This window comes from Rhizobium sp. CSW-27 (genome assembly GCF_018760785.1).
Classification (GTDB): domain Bacteria; phylum Pseudomonadota; class Alphaproteobacteria; order Rhizobiales; family Rhizobiaceae; genus Neorhizobium.
The window spans coordinates 16,024-38,464 of the sequence record NZ_JAHHZO010000001.1; the positions used below are offsets into that span (position 1 = coordinate 16,024).

Consider the following 22,441-nt stretch of genomic DNA (forward strand, 5'->3'; position numbering starts at 1 on the left):
GCGCCAGATTTCGCCGTGGACCGCTCAGGCGTCCGCGGCTTGATTTTTATTCAGAGGCAGGAAGACCATGGCGAAAGCTACGACCATCAAAATCAAGCTGCTGTCGACGGCCGATACCGGTTTCTTCTACGTCACGACGAAGAACAGCCGTACGATGACGGACAAGATGACCAAGACCAAGTACGACCCGGTCGTCAAGAAGCATGTCGAGTTCAAGGAAACCAAGATCAAGTAATTGATCGGTTTCCTCTCTTCAAAAAGGCGCGGCGCCCAGGCTCCGCGCCTTTTTTCGTTTCGGCCGAACGCCCGCGACACCGCGCGGCGCAAGCCGGATCTGCAGGAGTACGCTTTCGGCACAGGAGCGTGCTGCATTGAGCGCATCATCCGGCCGGATGCGCCGGCAGCGTGACCACGTCGCGGTCATGTCTCGATTGCGAAAACAAATGGGGTTGGAGGCTAAGGGGGTCGGCCGGCGCGCAAGCGGCACGAGGAACCGCGTTATATGCGAACCGACCGACCGACCCCACGACCCAGGAGATGCGGCGGACCTGAGCATCATGGGGTATCTGAGTTCCCGCGGGAACAAACTGCCTTGTTGCTAAACTTGCGTAATTTAGAACGAAAATCAACCTATTCTTAACCGGCATCCGCTTTTCCCCAGGACATGGTTAAAAACAGTGCGCCGATTGCTATACTCCGGCAAAAATAAGCGAAGTAATATTGCACACCAACTTTGCAACGAGTCAATCTGGCAAAAGCTGAGTGTTTTTTGGACAATGTGCCGCAAAGAAAGACGCGCGCCAGATCAGGCTTTTGTCAAAAGCATACGAAAAATCGGATAGTGCAGCGCACGCCCGCCTTCTCGTCTAACTTTTCGCAAAGCTTTGCGGTTCAGGGCGGACCGTCATCGTCGGGCAGGTTCTATCGCATTTTTGCAATAAAGCCGCGAATCATCAGGCGGCAGATGCCACGACTCGGTTGCGACCGGCAGTCTTTGCCGCATAGAGGGCGCGGTCGGCCTGCTTCAGCAGGTGCTCCGGTGTCTCGATGCCGGAATCGTTGCTGGCAATGCCGAGCGAGGCGGTTATCGACAGCCGGAGCGCGCCTTGCGCCAGTACGAAGGGCTCGCCTTCGATGATGGCGCGCAGCCGTTCGGCAACGACCGCCGCGGTCGCCGCATCGGTTTCCGGCATCACCACGACAAATTCCTCGCCGCCATAGCGGCAGGCAAGGTCGGCTCCACGTACGGTGGAGCGGATGCGCCGCGCGAATTCACGCAGCACCTCGTCGCCCGCATCGTGGCCATAGGTATCGTTCACCTGCTTGAAGCGGTCGATATCGGTGATGCACACCGAAAGAGGCCGTGTCCGGCTTGCCGCACGGTTGAACAGCGTTCTCAGGTGGCTGTCGAGATAGCGGCGGTTGCTGAGCCCCGTCAGCGCGTCCGTGACGGCAAGTTCTATGGAGTGGCTCAGGCTGGCGCGCAGGCGGTCGTTGTAGCGCTTGCGCTTGATCTGGGTCAGCGTTCGGGCCACCAGTTCGTTCGGATCGATCGGACGCATGATGTAATCATTGACGCCGAGATCCAGCGCGCGGATCACCATGTCCTCGGCGCCGGTCTCGGTCACCAGCAGCAGCGGCAGGAAGCGTGTGCGCTCCAGCAGGCGCAGCTGCGCGCAGATCCGCAAGGGGTCGTAGTCCTCACCGGCGGCATTGACGATGACGAGATCCACCGGGCTCTCCGCCGCCTCGAACAGGGCCGCCTGCGGATCGGAGAGCGCCTGCACCTCTGCCACCGGCTTCAGGGCCCGCACGATACGTTCCTGCGAGGCGGCACGGCTGTCGACCAGCAGAACCTGGCCCGGCCCGTCCTCAAGATCCAGGCGGAAGGCGTCTTCAACGCCGATCTTGCGTGCCGTTTCGGCGCGGATGCGCAGCTCGTCGCTCAGCATCTTCAGCCGCACCAGGCTTTTCACGCGCGAGACGAGCTGCAGATCGTTGACCGGCTTGGTGAGAAAATCGTCGGCGCCGGCCTTCAGGCCCTGCACGCGATCTGCCGGCTGGTCGAGCGCGGTCACCATGACCACCGGGATATGGGCGGAGCGGGGATCGGCCTTCAGCCGCGCACAGACCTCGAACCCGTCCATGCCGGGCATCATGACGTCGAGAAGGATGATGTCGACGGGCGTACGGGCAACGATATCGAGCGCCTCTGCGCCGCCGGAGGCCGTCAGCACGTCGAAATATTCGGCAAGGAGCCTGGCTTCCAGCAGCTTCACATTGGCCGGAACATCGTCAACCACCAGGATCCGTGCCGTCATTTACCCTTGTCCCGTATCAGGCATCACCAAGATAGGTCTTGATGGTCTCGATGAACTTCGGCACGGAAATCGGCTTGGAGACATAGGCCTCGCATCCGCCCTGGCGAATGCGCTCCTCATCTCCCTTCATCGCGAAGGCGGTGACGGCAATGACCGGAATGACGTGCAGTTCGTCGTCTTCCTTCAGCCATTTCGTCACCTCCAGCCCGGAGACTTCCGGCAGCTGGATGTCCATCAGGATGAGGTCCGGCTTGTGCTTGCGGGCCAGATCCAGCGCCTCCATGCCATTGCGCGTCTGGATCGTTGCATAGCCCGAGGCCTCGATCAGGTCGCGGAAGAGCTTCATGTTAAGCTCGTTGTCTTCGACAATCATGACCCTCTTGGGCATAACATCATCCCCAAATCCTGCCTTGCAAGCATATCCTGCGAAGATAAGCTCGCCTGCGGCCGATTCCATTCATTCGGTTCAGACAGTCTAAAGCCATTTGGTTGAAGAAAAGGTAATTTGTTGCAGCATGCGGCGCGAGACAGGAAAAACATCATCGCTTCCCCCGGCGGAAGAAACGGCGACCGCCATTCTGCAATGGCTTGCGGAGGAGCCGGAGATGCTCGGCCGTTTTCTCGCGCTGTCGGGCGTGCGCGTGGACCAGTTGCGCGACGCAATCGGCGATCCCGGCTTTCTCGCCGGCATGATCGATTTCGTGATGGGACATGAACCGACCCTGATGGCCTTCTGTGCCGCGCGGGACTGGAAGCCGGAAGCAGTGGTCGCCGCCTGGCACCACTATTCGGGACCGGGCCTCGATTCGGGGGAATCCGGATGAGCGAGATTGTCGACCTTGCCCATGTGCGCCTTGGAGATCGGCCGCTTGCCGTCTGCGACGTCGACGACGTGGTGCTGGAGTTTCTGCGCCCCTTCGAACGTTTTCTCGACAGTCTCGGCCACCGGCTGGTGCCCCGCTCCTACCGGCTGCACGGCAACATCGTCTCCGCGCGCGACGACTCGCCGCTCGCGGACGCGCTGGTCAGCCAGCTGATTCTCGATTTCTTCGAGGCGCAGGAAAGCTGGCAGACGCCGTTCGGAGACGCTGTCACCACCCTCAAGCGGCTCGGCGAAACCGCCGACGTGGTGTTCCTCACCGCCATGCCGCCCCGTTACACGCTGATGCGCCGCCGGCTTCTCGACCGGCTTGACCTCACCTTTCCGCTGCTGGCCACCGAAAGCCCGAAGGGGCCGGTGGTCCGGCACATGCATGCCGACCGGCCGCTGCCGCTCGCCTTCATCGACGACATGGCCCACAATCATGTCTCGGTCGCCGAAAGCGTGCCGCAATGCCTGCTCGTCCACCTTATGCCTGAAAGCGACATGCACCGGCATGCCCCGAAACCCGGGCCACATGTGGTTCAGGCCCGCAACTGGCCCGAGGCGGAAGGCCATCTGCTGCGACATTTTTCCAGGCGCTGAAGCGCGCCCTGCCCAGCGGCGGCCGCCAGCTGTCCACAACCTGCGCCGACGGTGAAGCACGGTGCTTGTCTGCGGCCGCCAAGGCGGCTATGGTCGTGATGTTCAATCTTTGTTCCGGACATGACGCAGCCTGCCGCCCTCGATCCCGGCTTTTGTCGTGACTGCCTGACCGGTCAACCGGAAGGCCGGCGGCGCTGTCGCGCCTGTGGCAGCCCGCGCCTTGTCTACCATCCGGAACTCTATGATCTCACCATCGCCCATATCGATTGTGATGCCTTCTATGCCTCGGTCGAGAAACGCGACAATCCGGAACTCGCCGACAGGCCGGTGATCATCGGTGGCGGCAAGCGGGGCGTTGTGTCGACCGCCTGTTATATCGCCCGCATCAGCGGCGTGCGCTCCGCCATGCCGATGTTCAAGGCGCTGGAAGCCTGTCCCGATGCGGTCGTCATTCCGCCCAACATGGAGAAATATGCGACGGTAGGCCGGCAGGTGCACACGCTCTTCCAGGAACTGACGCCACTGGTGCAGCCGCTCTCCATCGACGAGGCCTTTCTCGATCTCTCCGGGACCGAACGCCTGCACCACGATCCGCCGGCGCGCATCCTTGCAAGGCTGGTGCGCCGCGTGGAAAGCGAAATCGGCATCACGCTCTCGGTCGGCCTGTCCTACTGCAAGTTCCTCGCCAAGGTGGCTTCCGACCTGCAGAAGCCGCGCGGCTTTTCGGTGATCGGCCGGGAGGAAGCGGTGACCTTCCTCGCGCCCCGCCCGGTCACCACCATCTGGGGCGTCGGCAAGGCCTTTGCCGCGACGCTGGAGGCGGACGGCATCCGCACCATCGGGCAGTTGCAGACAATGGCGGAAAGCGACCTGATGCGCCGCTATGGCACCATGGGCCAGCGTCTGTTCCGGCTGGCGCGCGGCATCGATGATAGAAGCGTCCATCCCAACGAGCCTGCCAAGAGCGTTTCGGCCGAAACCACCTTCTTCGAGGACATTGCGCGCTACGAGGATCTGGTGCCGGTGCTGCGCCGGCTGTCGGAGAAGGTCTCCACCCGGCTGAAGAAGCAGCAGATCGCGGGGCAGACGGTGGTGCTGAAGCTGAAGACCGCCGATTTCCGCAGCCGCACCCGCAATCGGCGGCTGGAGGATCCAACCCAGCTTGCCGACCGCATTTTCCGCACCGGCCTCTCGCTTCTCGAGCGGGAAACCGATGGCACCAAATTCCGGCTGATCGGCATCGGCGTTTCCGATCTCACCGATCCGGACCGCGCCGACCCGCCCGATCTCGTCGACCGGCAGGCCGGTCGCCGGGCTGCCGCCGAGGCGGCCATGGACAAGCTGCGCGACAAGTTCGGCAAGACCTCCGTGGAAACCGGCTATACCTTCGGCGCGCGCAAGCCCTAGCAGACCGCCTGCCGGACACCGGAGGGACGGAAGGGAGTGGCACGGCAATGGCCGGCGCGACGCATCGCGTTCTTCCTCCGGTCCGCCGCCCCCTCCCCGCGCCGCCGGGCATCATGCACCGCCTTTGCCTGTCCTGATACAGTTTCACGGGATGGCGGCGGCACAGGAAACCCTTCCTTAAGCATGTGCCTCTAGCATGGTCCCTTCCCGATAATGTCGCTGCCGTGCCATGCCCCCTCGCCTCGCTGCCCGTCTCCTGCTTCTTGCCACCGTTGCCATATCGTCCTCGGCTGCCGACGCCGCCGATCGGCACACGCTGCAGATCATCGTTTCCCGCCAGACCCAGTCGCTCGCCGTCTATGAGGATGGCGTGGTGGTGGCGACCTCGCATGTCTCCACCGGCAAGGCTGGCCACGAGACCCCGACCGGCATCTTTTCGGTGCTGCAGAAGGCACGGCACCACAAGTCCAACATCTATTCCGACGCTCCGATGCCCTGGATGCAGCGCCTGACCTGGTCCGGCATCGCGCTGCATGAATCAAGCAGCGTGCCCGCCTTTCCCGCCTCGCATGGCTGCGTGCGGCTGCCGGCGGAATTTGCCCGTTCACTCTACGGCATGACCGGGATCGGCACGCATGTGGTGATCTCGGACGCACCGGTGGCGCCTCGGCCCGTCCGGCATGCCACATTGTTCCAGCCGCTGCCGGCTGCACCACCGCAGCCGCAGCTTACCGATGCCCCCGAGCGCCACGCCGCGCTGCCGGCCGGCGACGATCCGGTGGACGTGGCGCTGAACACGGCGCATGCGGACACCCTGCCTGCCGCCTCCCCAGACCGGGCCGCGCGTGCGGACGAGCCGCCGGTGCGCATCCTGATCACCCGGCGAACCGAGCGCGACGAGATCGCCGACATACAGGCCATGCTGAGCGAACTCGGCTTCGATGCCGGCACCGCCGATGGCATCATGGGGCCTGCCACCCGGCAGGCGCTGGCCGGCTACAAGCGCTGGAAGGGCCTGCCGGAGACGGGAGCGCAACTGGCACCGGCGCTTGTCTCCGCACTCCGGGCCTCCGCAGGACGCGACAGGCCGCCGGCGGGCAAGCTGATCGTGCGGCAGAATTTTGCCGACGTGCTGTCGGAGCCGGTCGACTTCGACGCGCCGCAGGTGGCGCTCGGCACCCATTTTCTGAGCATCGTGCGGATCGAGCCGGCAAGCCGGGCGGCGGCATGGCAGGGTCTGTCGCTGCCGAACGATCTGTCACCGGAGGAACGCCAGCGCCTCGGCATCACGCAAGAGGCCCCGGACGGCCCGCAGGCGCTGCAGACCGTGCTTGACCGCCTTCATGTGCCGGCAGAACTGCAAGCGCGCATCGGCGCGTTGCTGACCACCGGCGCCTCGCTGACGATCACCGATACCGGCACCGAGAAGGAAACGACTAAGGGCACCGACTTCATCACGCTGACCCATCGCGGCCACAGCGCGCTCGATCTCTGACCGCTGACGGATCAGCCCGCAAGCGCCCGCGCTTCGCCTCAGACCAGTTCCACGTCCAGAACGCCGGGCGCCGCGCGCAGGGCTGCGGCGATCTCCGGCGAAAGGCGGAATTTCTCCGTCAGCTCCACTTCGATCTCCCGCTTGCCGTCATCCTTGATGACGATGAAGGAGACGAGGCCGTCGCCACGGGCATTGAGATGCCGGGCGACCGTCTTCAGCGGACCGGAATCGCGCACATAGACGCGCAAGGCCTTCTGCATCTGCACCGACTTCTCCTCCAGCGACTGCACCGTCTGGATGCGCAGGCCGATGCCTTCCGGCCGCTCGTCGGCCTGCACGGTGATCACCAGCGACTTGCCGGGTTCCAGCAGGTCGCGATACTGGTTGAGCGCCTCGGAGAACAGGATCGCCTCGAACTGGCCGGAAGCATCCGAGAAGGTAACGATGCCCATCTTGTTGCCGGTGCGGGTCTTGCGCTCCTGCTTCGAGGTGACCGTTCCCGCCAGACGCCCTGCCGAGGCGCCTGCCTTCACGGCGGCGGAAAACTCGGCAAAATTCTGAACGCGCATCTTGGCCAGCACATCCTTGTAGGTATCGAGCGGATGGGCCGACAGATAGAAGCCGAGCACCTGATATTCGCGCATCAGCTTTTCCGATGCGGTCCACGGATCGAAGGAGGGCAGGATCAGCTTTTCCGGACCCGCGGCGGAGGAGGAACCGAACATGTCGTGCTGGCCGCTCGTCTTGCCCTCGGCGGCGCGCTGCGCATAGCCGATGATGCGGTCGAGGCCGGTCACCAGTTCGGCGCGGTCCTTGCCAAAGCAATCGAAGGCGCCGGCATAGATCAGGCTTTCGAGCACGCGGCGGTTCACCTGCTTCGGATCGATGCGCAGGCAGAAATCCTCGATGCTGGCAAAGGGCGTGTCGCCGCGCACCGCCACGATGTGTTCCACGGCCGATTCGCCGACGCCCTTGATGGCGGCCAGCGAATAGAAGATGCAGTTCTCGCCGGTCTCGAACTTGCGGAACGAGGTCTGGATCGACGGCGGCACCACCTTAATTCCGAGACGCGCCGCATCCTGGCGGAAATCGTTCAGCTTCTCGGTATTGGCCATATCGTAGGTCATCGACGCGGCGAGGAACTCGACCGGGTAATGCGCCTTCATGTAGGCCGTCTGGTAGGAGACGATGGCGTAGGCGGCGGCGTGGGACTTGTTGAAGCCGTAATTGGCGAATTTCGCCAGAAGGTCGAAGATCAGGTCGGCCTGCGGCTTGGACACGCCGTTCTTCATCGCACCATCCACGAAGCGGGCGCGCTGCTTGTCCATCTCCTCCTTGATCTTCTTGCCCATGGCGCGGCGCAGAAGGTCGGCTTCGCCGAGCGAATAGCCGGACAGGACCTGCGCGATCTGCATGACCTGTTCCTGGTAGACGATGACGCCCTGTGTTTCCTTCAGCAGGTAATCGATCTTCGGATGGATCGATTCGATCTCTTCCTCGCCATGCTTGCGGGCATTGTAGACCGGGATGTTTTCCATGGGGCCCGGACGGTAGAGCGCCACCAGCGCGATGATGTCCTCGATGCAGTCCGGCTTCATGCCGAGCAGCGCCTTGCGCATGCCGACACTTTCCACCTGGAACACGCCGATGGTTTCGCCGCGCGACAGCATCTCGTAGGTCCTGGCGTCGTCCAGCGGGATTTTTGCGAGATCGACGTGGATGTTGCGCTTGGCGACGAAATCCACGGCGGTCTTGAGAACCGTCAGCGTCTTCAGGCCGAGGAAGTCGAACTTCACCAGGCCGGCCTGTTCCACCCATTTCATGTTGAACTGGGTGACCGGCATGTCGGAGCGCGGATCGCGATACATCGGCACCAGCTTCGACAGCGGCCGGTCGCCGATCACGATACCGGCGGCATGCGTCGAGGCGTGACGATAGAGCCCCTCGATCTTCTGGGCGATATCGAGCAGGCGGGCGACGACCGGTTCCTTCTCCGCCTCCTCCTGCAGCTTCGGCTCTTCCTCGATCGCCTTGGAGAGGGGCGTGGGATTGGCCGGGTTGTTCGGCACCAGCTTGCAGATCTTGTCGACCTGGCCATAGGGCATTTCCAGCACGCGGCCGACATCGCGCAGCGCCGCACGCGCCTGCAGCGAACCGAAGGTGATGATCTGCGCCACCTGCTCGCGGCCGTATTTCTGCTGCACGTAACGGATCACCTCTTCGCGGCGATCCTGGCAGAAGTCGATGTCGAAGTCGGGCATCGAGACGCGTTCCGGGTTGAGGAAGCGCTCGAACAGCAGCGAGAAGCGCAGCGGATCGACGTCGGTGATGGTGAGCGCATAGGCGACCAGCGAGCCGGCGCCCGAACCGCGGCCCGGCCCGACCGGGATATCCTGCGTCTTCGCCCATTTGATGAAGTCCGAAACGATCAGGAAGTAGCCCGGGAACTTCATGCGCTCGATGACCGAAAGCTCGAAATCCAGCCGCTCGCGGTAATCCTGTTCCGTATAGCCCGCCGCCATGCCAAGCGCGGCCAGTCGACGCTCCAGACCTTCGACGGACTGGCGGCGCAATTCGTCCGCCTCGGCGCGCTCGGCCTCTTCCGCATCGGCGGTGGCGCCGGTGAAGCGCGGCAGGATCGGCTTGCGCGTCTTCAGGATGAAGGAGCAGCGCCTTGCGATCTCGACGGTGCTTTCCAGCGCCTCCGGCAGATCGGCGAACAGCTTTGCCATGTCCGCCCGGCTTTTCAGATAGTGATCCGGTGTCAGGCGAAACCGGCTGTCGTCGGAGACGATGGCATTGTGCGCCACCGCCATCAGCGCGTCATGCGCGTCATACTCGCCCTTCGAAGGGAAGAAGGCCTCGTTGGTGGCGACCAGCGGCAGATCGTGGCGATAGGCAAGCTCGATCAGCCGGCGCTCGTGGCGACGATCATAGCGACCATGCCGCTGCAGTTCGACATAGAGCCGGTCGCCGAACACCGCCTTCAGCCTGAGAAGACGCTGTTCCGCCTGGGCTGCATGGCCCTCCTTCAGCAGAGGATCGATCGGACCGGAGGAAAAGCCGGTGAGCGCGATGATGCCATCCGCACCCTCCTCCTCCAGCCAGGACATGGCGATGTGCACCGCCTGATGGCTGCCTTCGCCACCGAGATAGGCGCGGCTGACCAGATCCACCAGCCGCTCGTAACCCACCGCATTGGCGGCGAGCAAAACCAGCGCCGGCAGTTTGGCGAGACCGTTCTGGTTGCCGCGCTTCTCCTCGCCCTGGTCCTCCATGTCGATGGCCATCTGGCAGCCGATGATCGGCTGGATGCCCTCGTCCATGGCCTTCTGGGAAAATTCCAGCGCGACGAACAGATTGTTGGTGTCGGTAATGGCTATGGCCGGCTGTCCGTCGGCGGCGGCCTTGCCGAGGATCTTCTTGAGCGGCAGCGCCCCTTCCAGCAGCGAATAGGCCGAATGCACCCTCAGGTGAACGAATTGCGGATCTGCCGCCGCCTGATCGCCCGAAACCTTCGTGTCATTCACTTCTGCCATGTCGCCGCCATCCGATTCAGAGGCGGGCATTGTCCGGCCTCGGACAGATGAAGTCCAGCCGAAGCTTTTCCCATCAACTTAAAATGTGGGAACCCCGCCGGGGCCCATGGCCACGAGAAACACCCAGAGGCAGAGGAGAAAGGTCATCATGGAGGCAAATGCAGCCACATCGCGGAGGAAATCAGTCATCAGCGCTCTCCTTTTCCGTTATGTTTCTATTTTGTTCCAAATATGTTCATGCGTCAACAAAAAGAACGAAGGCGGAACAAACTTGTTTAACCGGAGGTAAACCGCACCCGTTTTGCCCGCTTTCCACAGGCCTCCGCTCGTATCCGATGCGTGCCGATGCGCCGCGCGCAGCCGCGATCCCTCACGCGGCCGGTTTCGACCCGTGGTGTGACGCTGTGTCCGGCCGGGGCGCTGAAAGCTGCCTCGTGGGGTAGTCTATAGGTAGCACCTCTCAGCGCCCCGTTCGGTTGTTTGTGCCCGCCGGTCGGTCCCTCTGTCTGAAAGGCCGGTGGTGCCGTTTGCCATCGCCGTTCCCGCATCTTCCCTTGCGGGACGGATGCGGGCGGACAACGGGCGATGCGGCCCCTGCCTGCCTTCCCCGTGTGTGCCACATAAGGCACGCCCGACGCGCAGCTGGGAGCGTTGAAGGACAGGGCGCAGACGTCCGACGCGCCTTCTCCTCCACCCGGTCGCCGGAGGGGGACCCTGTTGACGGACCCGGATCAGGCGGTTTTGCGTCTCACCCGCCTGCCCCGAACCGGCCCCGCATCGCCGGCACGCCTGCCGGTGTATCCGCTGCGGGACGAGGGGATTGTAGGCATGGATTTCGGGGGTGGGGAAATTGCGAGGGTGATTTTTTTGCCGGAGGCTTGGAGGCTTTGTGCGGAGACCTGTCGGAAGGCGTGTCCGGTCAATGGGTTAGGGAGCTGTCGTTGGACGTTCGCGGATGGGGCTACCCCCTCTGTCCTGCCGGACATCTCACCCTCAAGGGGGGAGATCGGCAGAGTGGTTGGCCGCTCGCAGGACAGAGAGCTCGGAGCGGTTTCTTCGATTGTGACGGTCATGGGGCGGGGAGGTGGCGCCGCGATGCGATCTCCCCACCTGTGGGGGGAGATGCCCGGCAGGGCAGAGGGGGCTGGCGGGCACAGTCGCTTACAACACGCGTCCCAAAGTCCAAAGATGTAACCGCCTGCTGCGCGCTGGGCACGTGCGAGATCGCTGTCGCCATCGGCGGAGGCGTCCGCTTTCGGTGCGTCGGCGCGCCATCTCCCCGGCCAATATATAGCGAGGGCAGAGGGGGCTGGCGGGGGACGCACGGGGTCATGGATCCTCGGGTCAAACCCGGGGATGACCGAGTCTGTGGAGCTGCGGGTGACGCAAGAGACGCCGCTGTCTGCTACAGTGTTCATGCTCGGATGATACGCGGGCACCGCCCTTGGAACATACCGAAGACAAGCCTGATGCTCCTGTTCGCGCGGCAGCAGCGCCAGGCCGCCCTCGCCGCTCCTCCTCGATGCCTCGTCGGCGCTAGGGCTGCACCATGCCGGGCGGGGTCAACACATGCACCAGCAGGAAGCCCGCCATGCCGAGCGCGAGCATCAGGAGGATGATGTCCGTGGCGCGCAGGACGAGCGGCGGACGGTGGGCGGGCGCGGCGGGCAGCGGGCGCGCATGGCCTTTGCGTATGCGGCGCATCAGTCGGACCTCCGCAGCAGCGGGCGGCGAAGCAGGTCGGGCGGCACGCCATCGACGATCTCGCCCTCGATGTCGAGGCTTTGCTGCTCCGGCAGGCAGCAGACGGAACAGGGCGCACCATCGCTTTCATACATCGCCGCATGCACGGCAGACGCCCGGTCGGCAAAGATGCCGCCGACGGTGCCGCGCCCGTCGCAGACCAGCCAGCGGCCGCGTTTGTCCCGGCCGATCCACAGGCGCACGGAGGGATAACCGAGACGGTACGGAAGCTTCACCCGCATGGCAGCCTCCCTCACAGCACGGCAAGGCCGGTCATGCCGGCAAAAAGCAGAGCAATCAGGCCGAACAGACCGGACAGGCGCAACGCCACGGCAAAATCCGGCTGGGACCGCGCGAGGGGTGGAAGCCCCCTTGCCTGCTGATCCCGCGCCCCGGAGAAGGATGAGCGGGCCATGCCCGCGAACCGGCTTATCATTGAACGAACTCCCCTGAACATGCCGTTGCCAGCAACGACATCACCAATGCCGCAAGGTTAGGCCGATGCAGATCAGGTTTCGATTGGGGAGCGTGCCCGCGGGCATCAGGAAAACATCAGGACGGAACGGCGGCCAGTGGGCAGTGGGCAGTGGGCAGTAGAAGCCTCGCATTGCAGTCTGGCGGGCGGTGTTTTCCGGTGCAACAGGCCGATTTCCGAGGCAAGACAGACGGGTGGCAGAGGGCACACGCATCGGGGAGGCCAGTGCTTTGCGTTCCGGGGCGGAGGGCCGGCCGAAGACAGTCAGGCGCGTACATCATCCAGCCGTTTACATCCGCCGGCGCCTCGCCTACTGGAACCCGGCACATCACAGGCGGAAGGCACACCCATGCTGATCAAGCAGAGCGACTATCACCGGATCTACAAGGTCATCCACAGCCTGCTTGTGGCGCAGAAGGCCGATCCCGCCACCGCCTCGATGTATTTTGCGAGCTTCGGCGCCTTCATCCTGAAGCATCACTTCAAGCTGCAGGCGGTGCCGAAGGGCGGGCTGGCGGCCTATAATCTGGGTGGCACCATCGTGCTGTTTGCCGATCACCGCGACGACGGCTATGTGACCGGCGCGGGCGAAACCTTCCACTGCTGGGTGGAGGCGGAAGGTTTCGTCCTCGACTTCATGGCGCCGGCCTTTCCGCAGGCGGTGAAGACGGCCGAGGTGCCGGCCCGCATGTTCCAGAAGCCGGTCAGCGCCATGGCCGCCTCGATCAACGATCTCGGGCAATCCGGCGACTTCTTCCTTCATGCCGAGCCGGAAGCGATGGCCCGACGCTTTGCCGACTGGCGGGGCCAGGGTCTGATCGGCGACCTTGCCAGCATTGCCAGCCAGTGGTTCCGCCCCTCGCCGAAGAAGATGCAGGCGGCGCTCTCGCTGCGCGACTCCGCGGGCACCGAGCGCGCCATTCCGCTTTCCGGCAATCCGCTGTCCGGCAGTTGGTAGGCAGGCAATTTCGCAGGGGTCGGGCGGATCACAGGTACGCCGCCCTGTTGCGCCCTTCGGGTACAGGACCGGGGTAGAACCGAAAAAGTCGGGAGCCGTTGAACCAACAGGCGCGCGGTGAGCAAAGCCCCCTCATCCGCCCTTCGGGCACCTTCTCCCCACAGGGGAGAAGGGACAAGCCTCAACCGCGGCAGTTCTGGGAAAAGCGACCGGCGTGCCGAAAAATCCCCTCTCCCCTCGGGGAGAGGGTTAGGGTGAGGGGGCGCCGCCAACGCAAACTGCATTGAGGCTGCCCTGCGCCAAGATCCACCCATCCCGAAAAGCCGGGGACGCGAAAGAATCAGAACTCGCGGATCTTGCCGCCTTCGATCGTCACGCGGCGGTCCATGCGGGCGGCAAGATCGTGGTTGTGGGTGGCAATCAGTGCGGCAAGGCCGGACTGGCGGACGAGAGCTTCCAGCGCATCGAACACATAGGACGCCGTTTCCGGGTCGAGATTGCCGGTCGGCTCGTCGGCGAGAAGCAGAAGCGGCGCATTGGCAACCGCACGGGCAATCGCCACGCGCTGCTGTTCGCCACCGGAAAGCTCTGCCGGGCGGTGAGCGGCGCGATGGCCGATGCGCATGTAGTCCAGCAGCTGGGCGGCGCGCTCTGCGGCCTCCTTCTTCGGCAGGCCGGCAATCATCTGCGGCATCATGATGTTTTCCAGCGCGGAAAATTCCGGCAGCAGATGGTGGAACTGGTAGACGAAACCGATATCGGTGCGGCGGATGGCGGTGCGGCGCTCGTCGGAAAGTCCGTTGCAGGGTTCGCCGTTGATGTAGATCTCGCCGCCATCCGGATGTTCCAGCAGGCCGGCCAGATGCAGCAGCGTCGACTTGCCGGTGCCGGACGGCGCCACCAGCGCGACGACCTCGCCGGAATTCAGTTCGAAGCTGGCACCCTTCAGGATCGACAGCATCATGTCGCCCTGGCCGTAATGGCGGTCGACACCGATGAGCTTCAAGACGGTTTTGCGGGGCATGGGCTGTCAGCAGTCCTATTCGTAACGCAGCGCCTGCACCGGATCGAGCCGGGAGGCCCGCCAGGCCGGAAAGATGGTCGCGATGAAGGAGAGCGTCAGCGCCATGACGACGACCGAGACGGTCTCGCCAAAACTCATTTCCGCCGGCAGCTGGCTGAGGAAATAGAGCTCCGGATCGAACAGCACCGTACCCGACACCCAGGAAAAGAACTGGCGGATCGATTCGATGTTGAGGCAGACGACGACGCCGAGCAGCACGCCGGCAATGGTGCCGACAATGCCGATGGCAGCACCCGTCATGAAGAAGATGCGCATGATGGCACCCGACGAGGCGCCCATGGTGCGCAGGATCGCGATGTCGCTGCCCTTGTCCTTCACCAGCATGATGAGGCCGGAGATGATGTTGAGCGCCGCGACCAGCACGATCAGCGTCAGGATCATGAACATCACGTTGCGCTCCACCTGCAGGGCGGAGAAGAAGGTCTGGTTGCGCTGGCGCCAGTCGGTGATGAAGACCTGTCGGCCCGCCGCCGCCTCCACCTTCGGACGCAGCGCATCGATGTCATCGGGATTGGAGACGAAGAGCTCGATCGACTGCACGATGCCGTCGGCATTGAAATAGGCCTGCGCTTCGGCAAGCGGCATGTAGATGATCGAGGCGTCGTATTCCGACATGCCGACCTCGAAGATGCCGGAAATCGTGTAGGACTTGACGCGCGGACTGACCCCCATCGGCGTGACATCGCCTTCCGGCGACACCAGCGTGATGCGGTCGCCGGCACCAAGCCCCAGCGAGGCCGCGAGCCGCGAGCCGACGAGCACGCCATCGCCGGTGGCAAAACCGGTGAGATCGCCCGAGCGGATATTGCCGGAGACTTCCTTCAGCTTTTCCAGATCCTCGGCGCGGATGCCGCGCACCAGGGCACCGGAACCGGCCCCCTGCTTGCCGGAGGCGAGCGCCTGCCCCTCCACCAGCGGCAGCGCCATGGTGACGCCCGGTACCGCCGCAAACTTCTGCGCAAGCTGTGCGTAGTCGGTCAGCGGCTGGTCGACCGGCTGGATGATCATGTGGCCATTGATGCCGAGAATGCGCGAGATCAGCTCGGTGCGGAAGCCGTTCATCACCGCCATCACGATGATGAGGGTGGCCACGCCCAGCATGATGCCGACGAAGGAGAAGCCGGCGATGACGGAGATGAACGCCTCGCGCCGGCGCGAGTGCAGGTAGCGCCAGGCCACCATTCGCTCGAACACAGAAAAGGGCCCGGCGGAGGGAACCGCGTCCTGCTGCTGCGTCGTAACCTTCGCACCCTTCGCCATCGTCTCTCCCTGTGCCCGCCGCGCCTGCGGCGGGTCTTGTCCGTCGTCTTTACGCCGAAGCCGTCAGACGGTTCAGCGCCGCTTCAACCGTCATGGTCTCGCGGGCGCCCGTCTTGCGGTCCTTCACTTCCACTTCGCCGGTGGCCGCAGAACGCGGGCCGACAATCACCTGCACCGGTACGCCGATCAGATCGGCGGTCGCGAACTTCGTGCCGGCGCGGTCGTCCGTATCATCGTAGAGCACGTCCATGCCGGCCTTGGTGAGACCCGCATAGAGGCTGTCGCAGACCCGGTCGCAGGCTTCGTCCCCCACCTTCATGGTGATGACCATTGCATCGAACGGTGCAACCGAGGCAGGCCAGATGATTCCATTCTCGTCATGCGATGCTTCGATGATGGCGGGAACAAGGCGCGTCGGGCCGATGCCGTAGGATCCCATGTGGACAAGGTGTTCCTTGCCGTCCGGACCCTGCACCTTGGCGCCCATCGGTTCGGAATATTTGGTGCCGAAATAGAAGATATGGCCGACCTCGATGCCGCGTGCCGACAGACGGTCGCTTTCCGGAATGGCGTCGAAGGCTGCCTCGTCATGCATTTCCGAGGTCGCGGCGTAGACGGAGGTCCACTTGTCGAAGATCGCCTGCAGGCCGGCGACATCGTCGAAATCGGTGTTCTCGCCGGGAATGTCGAATTCGATGAAGCTCTTGTGCGAGAAGACTTCCGATTCGCCCGTATCGGCGAGGATAATGAATTCATGGCTGTGATTGCCGCCGATCGGGCCGGTATCGGCACGCATCGGGATGGCCCGCACGCCAAGCCGCGCAAAGGTGCGCAGATAGGCCACGAACATCTTGTTGTAGGAATGGATGGCATCCTCGCGGGTCATGTCGAAGGAATAGGCGTCCTTCATCAGGAATTCGCGCGAGCGCATGGTGCCGAAGCGCGGACGGATCTCGTCACGGAACTTCAGCTGGATGTGGTAGAGGTTGAGCGGCAGGTTCTTGTAGGACTTCACATAGGAACGGAAGATGTCGGTGATCATCTCCTCGTTGGTGGGGCCGTAGAGCATCGGCCGGTCCTGGCGGTCCTTGATGCGCAGCATTTCCTTGCCGTAGGCCTCGTAGCGCCCGCTTTCCTGCCAGAGTTCGGCCGACTGCAGCGTCGGCATCAGCAATTCGACGGCGCCGGCGCGGTTCTGCTCCTCGCGGATGATCGCGTTCACCTTGTCCAGCACGCGCTTGCCGAGCGGCAGCCACGAATAGATGCCCTGGCTCTGCTGGCGGATCATGCCCGCGCGCAGCATCAGGCGGTGGGAGACGATTTCCGCTTCCTTGGGATTTTCCTTGAGGATCGGCATGAAATAGCGGGACAGGCGCATCGCGGTTTCCGGGTTCTTTGCGGCCGTCCCGCAAGAGGCAGGAATCGGCCGGTGACGGGCTGATATAGGGCTGGCTTCATAGCCTTTTCAGGGCCACATGGAAACCCGCCTCCGCCAGCGGCCCACATGCGGCCCACATGTGGCTCACATGTGCCCCCACGCGCCCACCGCACGCCGGACGCGTGCCGCAGCGATGCCAGGCCATCTGCCCGCGACGCGGACGAAGCACGCCCCTGCCGCGATTGCGCCATGTTTGTGACAAGGCCGATCTCTTTTCCGTCAACAGGAAAATTTTTACGGAAGTGTAGCAAAACTGCCAAATTTGATGGTGACAAGGCCCAAATGTTAAGCTAGTTTCGGCTCATAAAAGAGGCAGGGAGTTCAAATTTCTGCCATTCGCGGTCAAGTCTTGGGAGGATCAGATCTTAGGCGCGCTCGTTCGCAGCCCCGGCAACGGTTAAAGGATCACGCGACACTTGAAACAAGGCTGCAAGGCCTTGTTTTTTTTTGGTTCTTCGACAACCGACCAAGCGCTCGGTCGCCCTGTTTCCGCCGCCGTCATGACAGTTCAATTGGGGCCGAAATCCGGCACGATGCGTGGCAGCGACGACAGGTTGAAGCCGTAATAGGTGGAGAGGGCGAGCCACAGACCGTAGACAAGCGCCGAGACCAGCGTGGTGAGCAGCAGCACACGGCCGCCGCGGAATTTTGCGGGTGCGCTTTCCACGGTGCCCAGCACCACCTCATCCTCATCGGCCTGCGTGCGCAGCCCGATCGGCAGGATGGCGAACAGCGTGATCCACCAGATGATGAAATAGACGGCGAAGGCCGACAGGAATGTCATGCGGGCAAGCTCCTCTTCCGGCCGCACTGTAGCGGGTGATAGCCGCCGGTTGAAGGGCAACCGCCAGGGACCTGGTGTCACACCTGTTCGAGTTCGACCAGCGTGCCGCAGAAATCCTTCGGATGCAGGAACAGCACCGGCTTGCCATGCGCGCCGGTCTTCGGCTCGCCATCGCCCAGCACACGGGCACCGGCGGCCTTCAGCCGGTCGCGCGCGGCGATGATGTCCTCCACCTCGTAGCAGACATGGTGCATGCCGCCGCCCGGATTCCTGGCCAGGAAGGCTGAGATAGGAGAGGCCTCGCCGAGCGGCTCGAGAAGCTCCACCTTGGTATTGTCCAGTTCCACGAAGACGACGGTGACGCCATGCTCGGGCAGTGCCTGCGCCTGCGAGACACGCGCACCCAGCGTATCGCGGTAGGTGGCGGTCGCGGCGGCGAGATCCGGCACGGCAATCGCAATGTGGTTGACCCGTCCGAGCATGCTAGTCCTCCCTCACTTCCAACAGATGCCCGTCGCGCCTTCCACCGGAGCCTAGACCTTGCTGACGAACACCGTCACCACCGGCTTCTTGCCCCAGGCGGCATTGGCGGCCGAGCGCACGGCGCGCCGCACCGATTCCTGCAGCGCACCAAGATCCTTGCGGCGACTGCGCGGAATGCTCTCCACAGCCCCCAGCACGGCGTCATAAAGCGTATCGGCCATGTCCTCGCCCTCCTCGTCGTAATCCGGCAGGCCGAACGGCACCACATCCGGATCGGCGAGGAAATCGAAGCGCTGGTCGAGCAGGATGTTGACCGCGACATGGCCAACATAGGCGAGCTTCTTGCGATCCGAAATTCCCATTTCGTCGATATCGCCGATCAGCTTGCCATCCTTGAAGATGCGGCCATGCGGCACATCCTCGACAACCTCGACGGCGCCCGGCGCCAGCCGCAGCAGATTGCCGTTGCGAACGCGCGGCACGGTGGGGATGCCGGCCGAGCGGGCAAGCTCCGCCTGCGCCGTCAGATGCGCCGCCTCGCCATGCACCGGCACCAGCACCTGCGGCCGGATCCACTCGTACATCTTCTGCAGTTCGTTGCGGCGCGGATGGCCGGACACATGCACCAGCGCCTGACCGTCGGTGACGATCCTGACGCCCTGGTCGATCAGACCGTTCATGATCTCCAGAATGGCCTTCTCGTTGCCGGGAATGGCACGCGAGGAGAAGACGACCGTATCGCCGGCGGCAAGCGCCACATGGCGCATCTCGTCGCGGGCGAGCTTGGCCAGCGCAGCCCGCGGCTCGCCCTGGCTGCCGGTAAGGATCACCACCACCTTGTCGCGGGGAATGTAGCCATATTCGTCCTCGGCGATGAAGGGCTTGACGCCTTCCATCAGGCCGACATCGCGGGCCACGTTGCAGACGCGCTTCAGCGAGCTGCCGAGCAGCAGCACTTCGCGACCCGCCGCCTCGGCGGCCTGGGCGATGGAGCGGATGCGCCCCACATTCGAGGAAAAGGTGGTGATCGCCACGCGCCCTTCGGCCTGCTCGATGACCTGACGCAGCCCCTCCGACACCTCCTGCTCCGAAGGCGAGACGCCTTCGCGCATGGCATTGGTGCTGTCGCACATCAGGGCCAGGACGCCCTCGTCGCCGATGGCCCGGAACCGGTTCTCGTCGGTCAGCGGCCCGAGCGAAGGCTCGGCATCGATCTTCCAGTCGCCGGTATGCACCACATTGCCAAGCGGCGTACGGATGACGAGCGACATCGGCTCGGGGATCGAGTGGTTGACGCCGACCGCCTCGATCTCGAAGGGACCGACATTGATGCGGTCACCCGCCTTGAAGATGGTGATCGGGATCTCGGCGCGGCTGCCTTCATATTCACGCTTGGCTTCCAGCATGCCGGCGGTAAACGGCGAGGCATAGACCGGCACGTTGAGACCCGGCCACAGATCGTTCAGTGCGCCGTAATGGTCCTCGTGCGCATGGGTGATGATGATGCCCTTCAGCCGGTCGCGCTCGCGGGCCAGAAAGCCGATATCGGGCAGCACGAGGTCGACACCCGGCAGGTCCGGTCCGGCGAAGGTGACGCCGCAGTCGACCATGATCCACTGGCGCTTCGCGGCAGGTCCGTAGCCGTAGAGTGCGAGATTCATGCCGATCTCGCCGACCCCGCCCAGCGGCAGAAAAACCAGTTCGTCCTGTTTTGCCATTCACATACTCATTTCGGTTCAAAGGAATTCGGGCTTCGCCCAGGGCCGGATGTCAGAGAAAAAAGACATCGCCGGCGGCGATCGGCAGCATGCCGTGTTGGGTATCGAGTAGCAGAAGTCCCCGATCATCGATACCGGCAAAACGCCCGTCAATGGAGCGATCCGGCAGATTGACGCGGATCGGTTCGCCGATGCCACAGGCAACGGAGCGCCAGCGCTCGGTAATGGCAGACACCGCCCGTCCCTCGTCCCACATCTCCAGCACTTCGGCCATCTCGCGGTAGAGATGGGAAAACAGTTCTTCGGCGGAAATGTTGCAGCCCTGTTCCTGCAGCGAGGTGACCCCATAGGGCGCATCATCGGGGCGAAAGCGGATGTTGACGCCGATGCCGGCCACCAGCGCACGTTGGCCGCCGGGCAGACCCTCGCCTTCGAGCAGGATGCCGCAGGACTTCTTGCGGCCGATCAGCACGTCGTTCGGCCACTTGATTTCCAGAGCTTCGGCCGCTGCCGGCAGAACGGAACGAAGGGCGCCATGCACGGCAAGCGCAACCGCCAGCGGCAGCGAGCCGAGCCGCTCCGGGGGTGCCGGATCGATCAACAGAAGGGAAGCGTAGAGATTGCCGGGCTCAGAGGCCCAGCTTCGTCCGCGGCGGCCGCGGCCGGCCGTCTGGCGGCTGGCGGTGACCCAGAGATTGCCGGGGTCACCGTGCCTGGCACGCGCCAGGCATTCCGTGTTGGTGGAGCTGACCTCGCCCATCGCCACATGGCGGAAGGCGTCGAGGGAGTAGCGCCCCCCTCGCCCGCTCGTCCTCAAAAGAAGGCCTTCGCGGCGGCTTCCGCCGCGCTGCCGACCGGGCCGCCGAACAGCACATAGGCCGTGACGAACAGGCCGGACAGGCCGAAGACCAGACGCAGCTCGCCGGAGATGCGCCCGAATTCACCGGCCGCCGCATCGAACCACATCACCTTGATGACGCGCAGATAGTAATAGGCACCGACGACGGAGGCGAGAACACCGATAACGGCCAGTGCATAGAGCTTGGCTTCGATGGCCGGCAGGATGACGAACCACTTGGCCCAGAAGCCCGCGAAAGGCGGGATGCCGGCCAGCGAGAACATCAGCGCCGTCATGACGAGCGCCATGAAGGGATTGGTCGAAGAGAGACCGGCGAGATCGTCGATGTTCTCGACCGAACCGCCATCCTTGCGGCGCATTGCCATGATGCAGGCGAAAGTGCCGAGCGTCATCACCATGTAGATCAGCATGTAGAGCGCGACGCCCGACACGCCGGACTGCGAACCGGAGGCAAGGCCGACCAGCGCATAGCCCATGTGACCGATCGAGGAATAGGCCATCAGGCGCTTGATGTTCTTCTGGCCGATGGCAGCAAACGAACCGAGCAGCATCGAGGCAATCGAGATGAACACCACCACCTGCTGCCAGTCGGCAAAGACCGGCATGAAGGCTTCGGTCACGACACGCACGAAGACGGCCATGGCGGCAACCTTCGGACCCGAGGCGAAGAAGGCCGTCACCGGGGTCGGCGCACCCTCATAGACGTCCGGCGTCCACATGTGGAACGGCACGGCGGAGATCTTGAAGGCGAGACCGGCCAGAATGAAGACCAGACCGAACACCACGCCGAGCGAACGGGTTTCGGCGGTCAGCACGGCCGCGATGTTATCGAGGCCGGTATTGCCGGTGAAGCCGTAGATCAGCGACATGCCGTAGAGCAGCATGCCGGACGACAGCGCGCCGAGCACGAAATACTTCAGGCCGGCTTCCGTCGAACGCAGGCTGTCGCGGTTGATGGCGGCGACGACGTAGAGCGCGAGCGACATAAGTTCGAGGCCGAGATAGAGCGCGATCAGGTCGTTTGCCGAGATCAGCAGCATCATGCCGAGCGTGGCGAGCAGCAGCAGGACCGGGAATTCGAAACGGTCCAGCTGCTCCGAGCGGGCATTGCCCACCGTCATCACCATGGCGGTGATGGAGCCGACCAGCGCGATCACCTTCATGAACCGGCTGAACGGATCGAGGATGAAGGCGCCGCCCCAGGCTTCGCCCTGGACCGGAACGAGGACCAGCCACAGGCCGGCGGCGATCATGATCGCCACGGCCAGCCCGGTGACCGTCGGAGCCGACCGGTCGCCCGAGAAAACGCCGATCATCAGCAGCGCCAGCGCGCCGATCGCCAGGATCAGCTCGGGCGTCGAGATCTGCAAGCTCGCAAGCAGGATTTCAGCAGTCATGTCCAATCGTGTCCC

General features: G+C 63.8%; 20 protein-coding genes. 6 read left to right on the top strand and 14 right to left on the bottom strand.

Features of this window, described 5'->3' with window-relative positions:
* Positions 1-67: 67 nt before the first annotated feature.
* The gene (rpmG, locus tag KLP42_RS00080; protein WP_023512792.1) at positions 68-235 is read left to right on the top strand and encodes a 50S ribosomal protein L33; all 168 of its coding nucleotides are present in this window, start codon (positions 68-70) and stop codon (positions 233-235) included.
* 718 nt (positions 236-953) lie between these two features.
* Here the strand turns inward: rpmG and KLP42_RS00085 are convergent.
* Positions 954-2,321: a PleD family two-component system response regulator gene (locus KLP42_RS00085; RefSeq protein ID WP_215563637.1), complete on the bottom strand. Its 1,368-nt coding sequence runs from the start codon at positions 2,319-2,321 to the stop codon at positions 954-956.
* 16 nt (positions 2,322-2,337) lie between these two features.
* Positions 2,338-2,709 (bottom strand): response regulator, encoded by a 372-nt coding sequence (locus KLP42_RS00090; protein WP_142880317.1) that lies wholly within the window; start codon positions 2,707-2,709, stop codon positions 2,338-2,340.
* 127 nt (positions 2,710-2,836) lie between these two features.
* Between KLP42_RS00090 and KLP42_RS00095 the strand changes: the two genes are divergently transcribed.
* From KLP42_RS00095 to KLP42_RS00110, 4 genes are all read left to right on the top strand, one after another.
* Positions 2,837-3,145: a DUF3572 domain-containing protein gene (locus KLP42_RS00095; RefSeq protein WP_215563639.1), complete on the top strand. Its 309-nt coding sequence runs from the start codon at positions 2,837-2,839 to the stop codon at positions 3,143-3,145.
* Positions 3,142-3,786, top strand: coding sequence for a hypothetical protein (locus KLP42_RS00100; RefSeq protein WP_215563641.1), 645 nt, complete (start codon positions 3,142-3,144; stop codon positions 3,784-3,786). The genes KLP42_RS00095 and KLP42_RS00100 overlap by 4 nt, the downstream gene beginning before the upstream one ends.
* A gap of 120 nt (positions 3,787-3,906) precedes the next feature.
* Positions 3,907-5,193, top strand: a complete 1,287-nt coding sequence (locus tag KLP42_RS00105; RefSeq protein WP_215563643.1) for a DNA polymerase IV — start codon at positions 3,907-3,909, stop codon at positions 5,191-5,193.
* Positions 5,194-5,422: 229 nt separating this feature from the next.
* The gene (locus KLP42_RS00110) at positions 5,423-6,688 is read left to right on the top strand and encodes a L,D-transpeptidase family protein (RefSeq protein ID WP_215563645.1); all 1,266 of its coding nucleotides are present in this window, start codon (positions 5,423-5,425) and stop codon (positions 6,686-6,688) included.
* A gap of 38 nt (positions 6,689-6,726) precedes the next feature.
* Here the strand turns inward: KLP42_RS00110 and dnaE are convergent, their stop codons facing one another.
* From dnaE to KLP42_RS00130, 4 genes are all read right to left on the bottom strand, one after another.
* Positions 6,727-10,227: a DNA polymerase III subunit alpha gene (dnaE, locus tag KLP42_RS00115; RefSeq protein ID WP_215563647.1), complete on the bottom strand. Its 3,501-nt coding sequence runs from the start codon at positions 10,225-10,227 to the stop codon at positions 6,727-6,729.
* A gap of 1,536 nt (positions 10,228-11,763) precedes the next feature.
* On the bottom strand, positions 11,764-11,931 hold the full coding sequence (locus tag KLP42_RS00120; protein ID WP_215563649.1) for a hypothetical protein: 168 nt from the start codon (positions 11,929-11,931) through the stop codon (positions 11,764-11,766).
* A complete protein-coding gene (locus KLP42_RS00125) occupies positions 11,931-12,212 on the bottom strand; it encodes a hypothetical protein (RefSeq protein ID WP_142880311.1) in 282 nt (93 codons plus the stop codon). The genes KLP42_RS00120 and KLP42_RS00125 overlap by 1 nt, the downstream gene beginning before the upstream one ends.
* Before the next feature lie 11 nt (positions 12,213-12,223).
* A complete protein-coding gene (locus KLP42_RS00130; RefSeq protein ID WP_215563651.1) occupies positions 12,224-12,406 on the bottom strand; it encodes a hypothetical protein in 183 nt (60 codons plus the stop codon).
* A gap of 388 nt (positions 12,407-12,794) precedes the next feature.
* Between KLP42_RS00130 and KLP42_RS00135 the strand changes: the two genes are divergently transcribed.
* Entirely contained in the window at positions 12,795-13,403 is a 609-nt protein-coding gene (locus KLP42_RS00135) for a DUF2026 family protein (protein ID WP_215563653.1), read from the top strand.
* A gap of 340 nt (positions 13,404-13,743) precedes the next feature.
* Here KLP42_RS00135 and KLP42_RS00140 read toward each other — a convergent pair whose 3' ends face one another.
* The 8 genes from KLP42_RS00140 to nuoN all read right to left on the bottom strand — a co-directional run bounded on the left by KLP42_RS00140 (position 13,744) and on the right by nuoN (position 22,426).
* Positions 13,744-14,427, bottom strand: a complete 684-nt coding sequence (locus KLP42_RS00140) for an ABC transporter ATP-binding protein (protein WP_215563655.1) — start codon at positions 14,425-14,427, stop codon at positions 13,744-13,746.
* A gap of 15 nt (positions 14,428-14,442) precedes the next feature.
* A complete protein-coding gene (locus tag KLP42_RS00145) occupies positions 14,443-15,747 on the bottom strand; it encodes a lipoprotein-releasing ABC transporter permease subunit (RefSeq protein WP_215563657.1) in 1,305 nt (434 codons plus the stop codon).
* 49 nt (positions 15,748-15,796) lie between these two features.
* Positions 15,797-17,125 carry a proline--tRNA ligase gene (proS, locus tag KLP42_RS00150; RefSeq protein ID WP_215563659.1) on the bottom strand — a complete coding sequence of 443 codons (1,329 nt, stop codon included), beginning with the start codon at positions 17,123-17,125 and terminating at the stop codon, positions 15,797-15,799.
* 568 nt (positions 17,126-17,693) lie between these two features.
* The gene (locus tag KLP42_RS00155; protein ID WP_215563661.1) at positions 17,694-17,969 is read right to left on the bottom strand and encodes a DUF1467 family protein; all 276 of its coding nucleotides are present in this window, start codon (positions 17,967-17,969) and stop codon (positions 17,694-17,696) included.
* A gap of 77 nt (positions 17,970-18,046) precedes the next feature.
* Positions 18,047-18,451 carry a methylmalonyl-CoA epimerase gene (mce, locus tag KLP42_RS00160; protein ID WP_215563663.1) on the bottom strand — a complete coding sequence of 135 codons (405 nt, stop codon included), beginning with the start codon at positions 18,449-18,451 and terminating at the stop codon, positions 18,047-18,049.
* Between the two features lie 51 nt (positions 18,452-18,502).
* Positions 18,503-20,170, bottom strand: coding sequence for a ribonuclease J (locus tag KLP42_RS00165; RefSeq protein ID WP_215563665.1), 1,668 nt, complete (start codon positions 20,168-20,170; stop codon positions 18,503-18,505).
* Between the two features lie 52 nt (positions 20,171-20,222).
* Complete coding sequence (locus tag KLP42_RS00170) at positions 20,223-20,930, bottom strand: biotin--[acetyl-CoA-carboxylase] ligase (protein ID WP_502941258.1); 708 nt, start codon at positions 20,928-20,930, stop codon at positions 20,223-20,225.
* Positions 20,931-20,983: 53 nt separating this feature from the next.
* On the bottom strand, positions 20,984-22,426 hold the full coding sequence (gene nuoN / locus KLP42_RS00175; protein ID WP_215563669.1) for an NADH-quinone oxidoreductase subunit NuoN: 1,443 nt from the start codon (positions 22,424-22,426) through the stop codon (positions 20,984-20,986).
* Between the last annotated feature and the right edge of the window lie 15 nt (positions 22,427-22,441).

Excerpts from the sequence above, each read along its gene's own strand:
- rpmG (WP_023512792.1), top strand. The coding sequence starts at position 68 with ATGGCGAAAGCTACGACCATCAAAATCAAGCTGCTGTCGACGGCCGAT.
- KLP42_RS00085 (WP_215563637.1), bottom strand. The coding sequence starts at position 2,321 with ATGACGGCACGGATCCTGGTGGTTGACGATGTTCCGGCCAATGTGAAG.
- KLP42_RS00090 (WP_142880317.1), bottom strand. The coding sequence starts at position 2,709 with ATGCCCAAGAGGGTCATGATTGTCGAAGACAACGAGCTTAACATGAAG.
- KLP42_RS00095 (WP_215563639.1), top strand. The coding sequence starts at position 2,837 with ATGCGGCGCGAGACAGGAAAAACATCATCGCTTCCCCCGGCGGAAGAA.
- KLP42_RS00100 (WP_215563641.1), top strand. The coding sequence starts at position 3,142 with ATGAGCGAGATTGTCGACCTTGCCCATGTGCGCCTTGGAGATCGGCCG.
- KLP42_RS00105 (WP_215563643.1), top strand. The coding sequence starts at position 3,907 with ATGACGCAGCCTGCCGCCCTCGATCCCGGCTTTTGTCGTGACTGCCTG.
- KLP42_RS00110 (WP_215563645.1), top strand. The coding sequence starts at position 5,423 with ATGCCCCCTCGCCTCGCTGCCCGTCTCCTGCTTCTTGCCACCGTTGCC.
- dnaE (WP_215563647.1), bottom strand. The coding sequence starts at position 10,227 with ATGGCAGAAGTGAATGACACGAAGGTTTCGGGCGATCAGGCGGCGGCA.
- KLP42_RS00120 (WP_215563649.1), bottom strand. The coding sequence starts at position 11,931 with ATGCGCCGCATACGCAAAGGCCATGCGCGCCCGCTGCCCGCCGCGCCC.
- KLP42_RS00125 (WP_142880311.1), bottom strand. The coding sequence starts at position 12,212 with ATGCGGGTGAAGCTTCCGTACCGTCTCGGTTATCCCTCCGTGCGCCTG.
- KLP42_RS00130 (WP_215563651.1), bottom strand. The coding sequence starts at position 12,406 with ATGATAAGCCGGTTCGCGGGCATGGCCCGCTCATCCTTCTCCGGGGCG.
- KLP42_RS00135 (WP_215563653.1), top strand. The coding sequence starts at position 12,795 with ATGCTGATCAAGCAGAGCGACTATCACCGGATCTACAAGGTCATCCAC.
- KLP42_RS00140 (WP_215563655.1), bottom strand. The coding sequence starts at position 14,427 with ATGCCCCGCAAAACCGTCTTGAAGCTCATCGGTGTCGACCGCCATTAC.
- KLP42_RS00145 (WP_215563657.1), bottom strand. The coding sequence starts at position 15,747 with ATGGCGAAGGGTGCGAAGGTTACGACGCAGCAGCAGGACGCGGTTCCC.
- proS (WP_215563659.1), bottom strand. The coding sequence starts at position 17,125 with ATGCGCCTGTCCCGCTATTTCATGCCGATCCTCAAGGAAAATCCCAAG.
- KLP42_RS00155 (WP_215563661.1), bottom strand. The coding sequence starts at position 17,969 with ATGACATTCCTGTCGGCCTTCGCCGTCTATTTCATCATCTGGTGGATC.
- mce (WP_215563663.1), bottom strand. The coding sequence starts at position 18,451 with ATGCTCGGACGGGTCAACCACATTGCGATTGCCGTGCCGGATCTCGCC.
- KLP42_RS00165 (WP_215563665.1), bottom strand. The coding sequence starts at position 20,170 with ATGGCAAAACAGGACGAACTGGTTTTTCTGCCGCTGGGCGGGGTCGGC.
- KLP42_RS00170 (WP_502941258.1), bottom strand. The coding sequence starts at position 20,930 with ATGGGCGAGGTCAGCTCCACCAACACGGAATGCCTGGCGCGTGCCAGG.
- nuoN (WP_215563669.1), bottom strand. The coding sequence starts at position 22,426 with ATGACTGCTGAAATCCTGCTTGCGAGCTTGCAGATCTCGACGCCCGAG.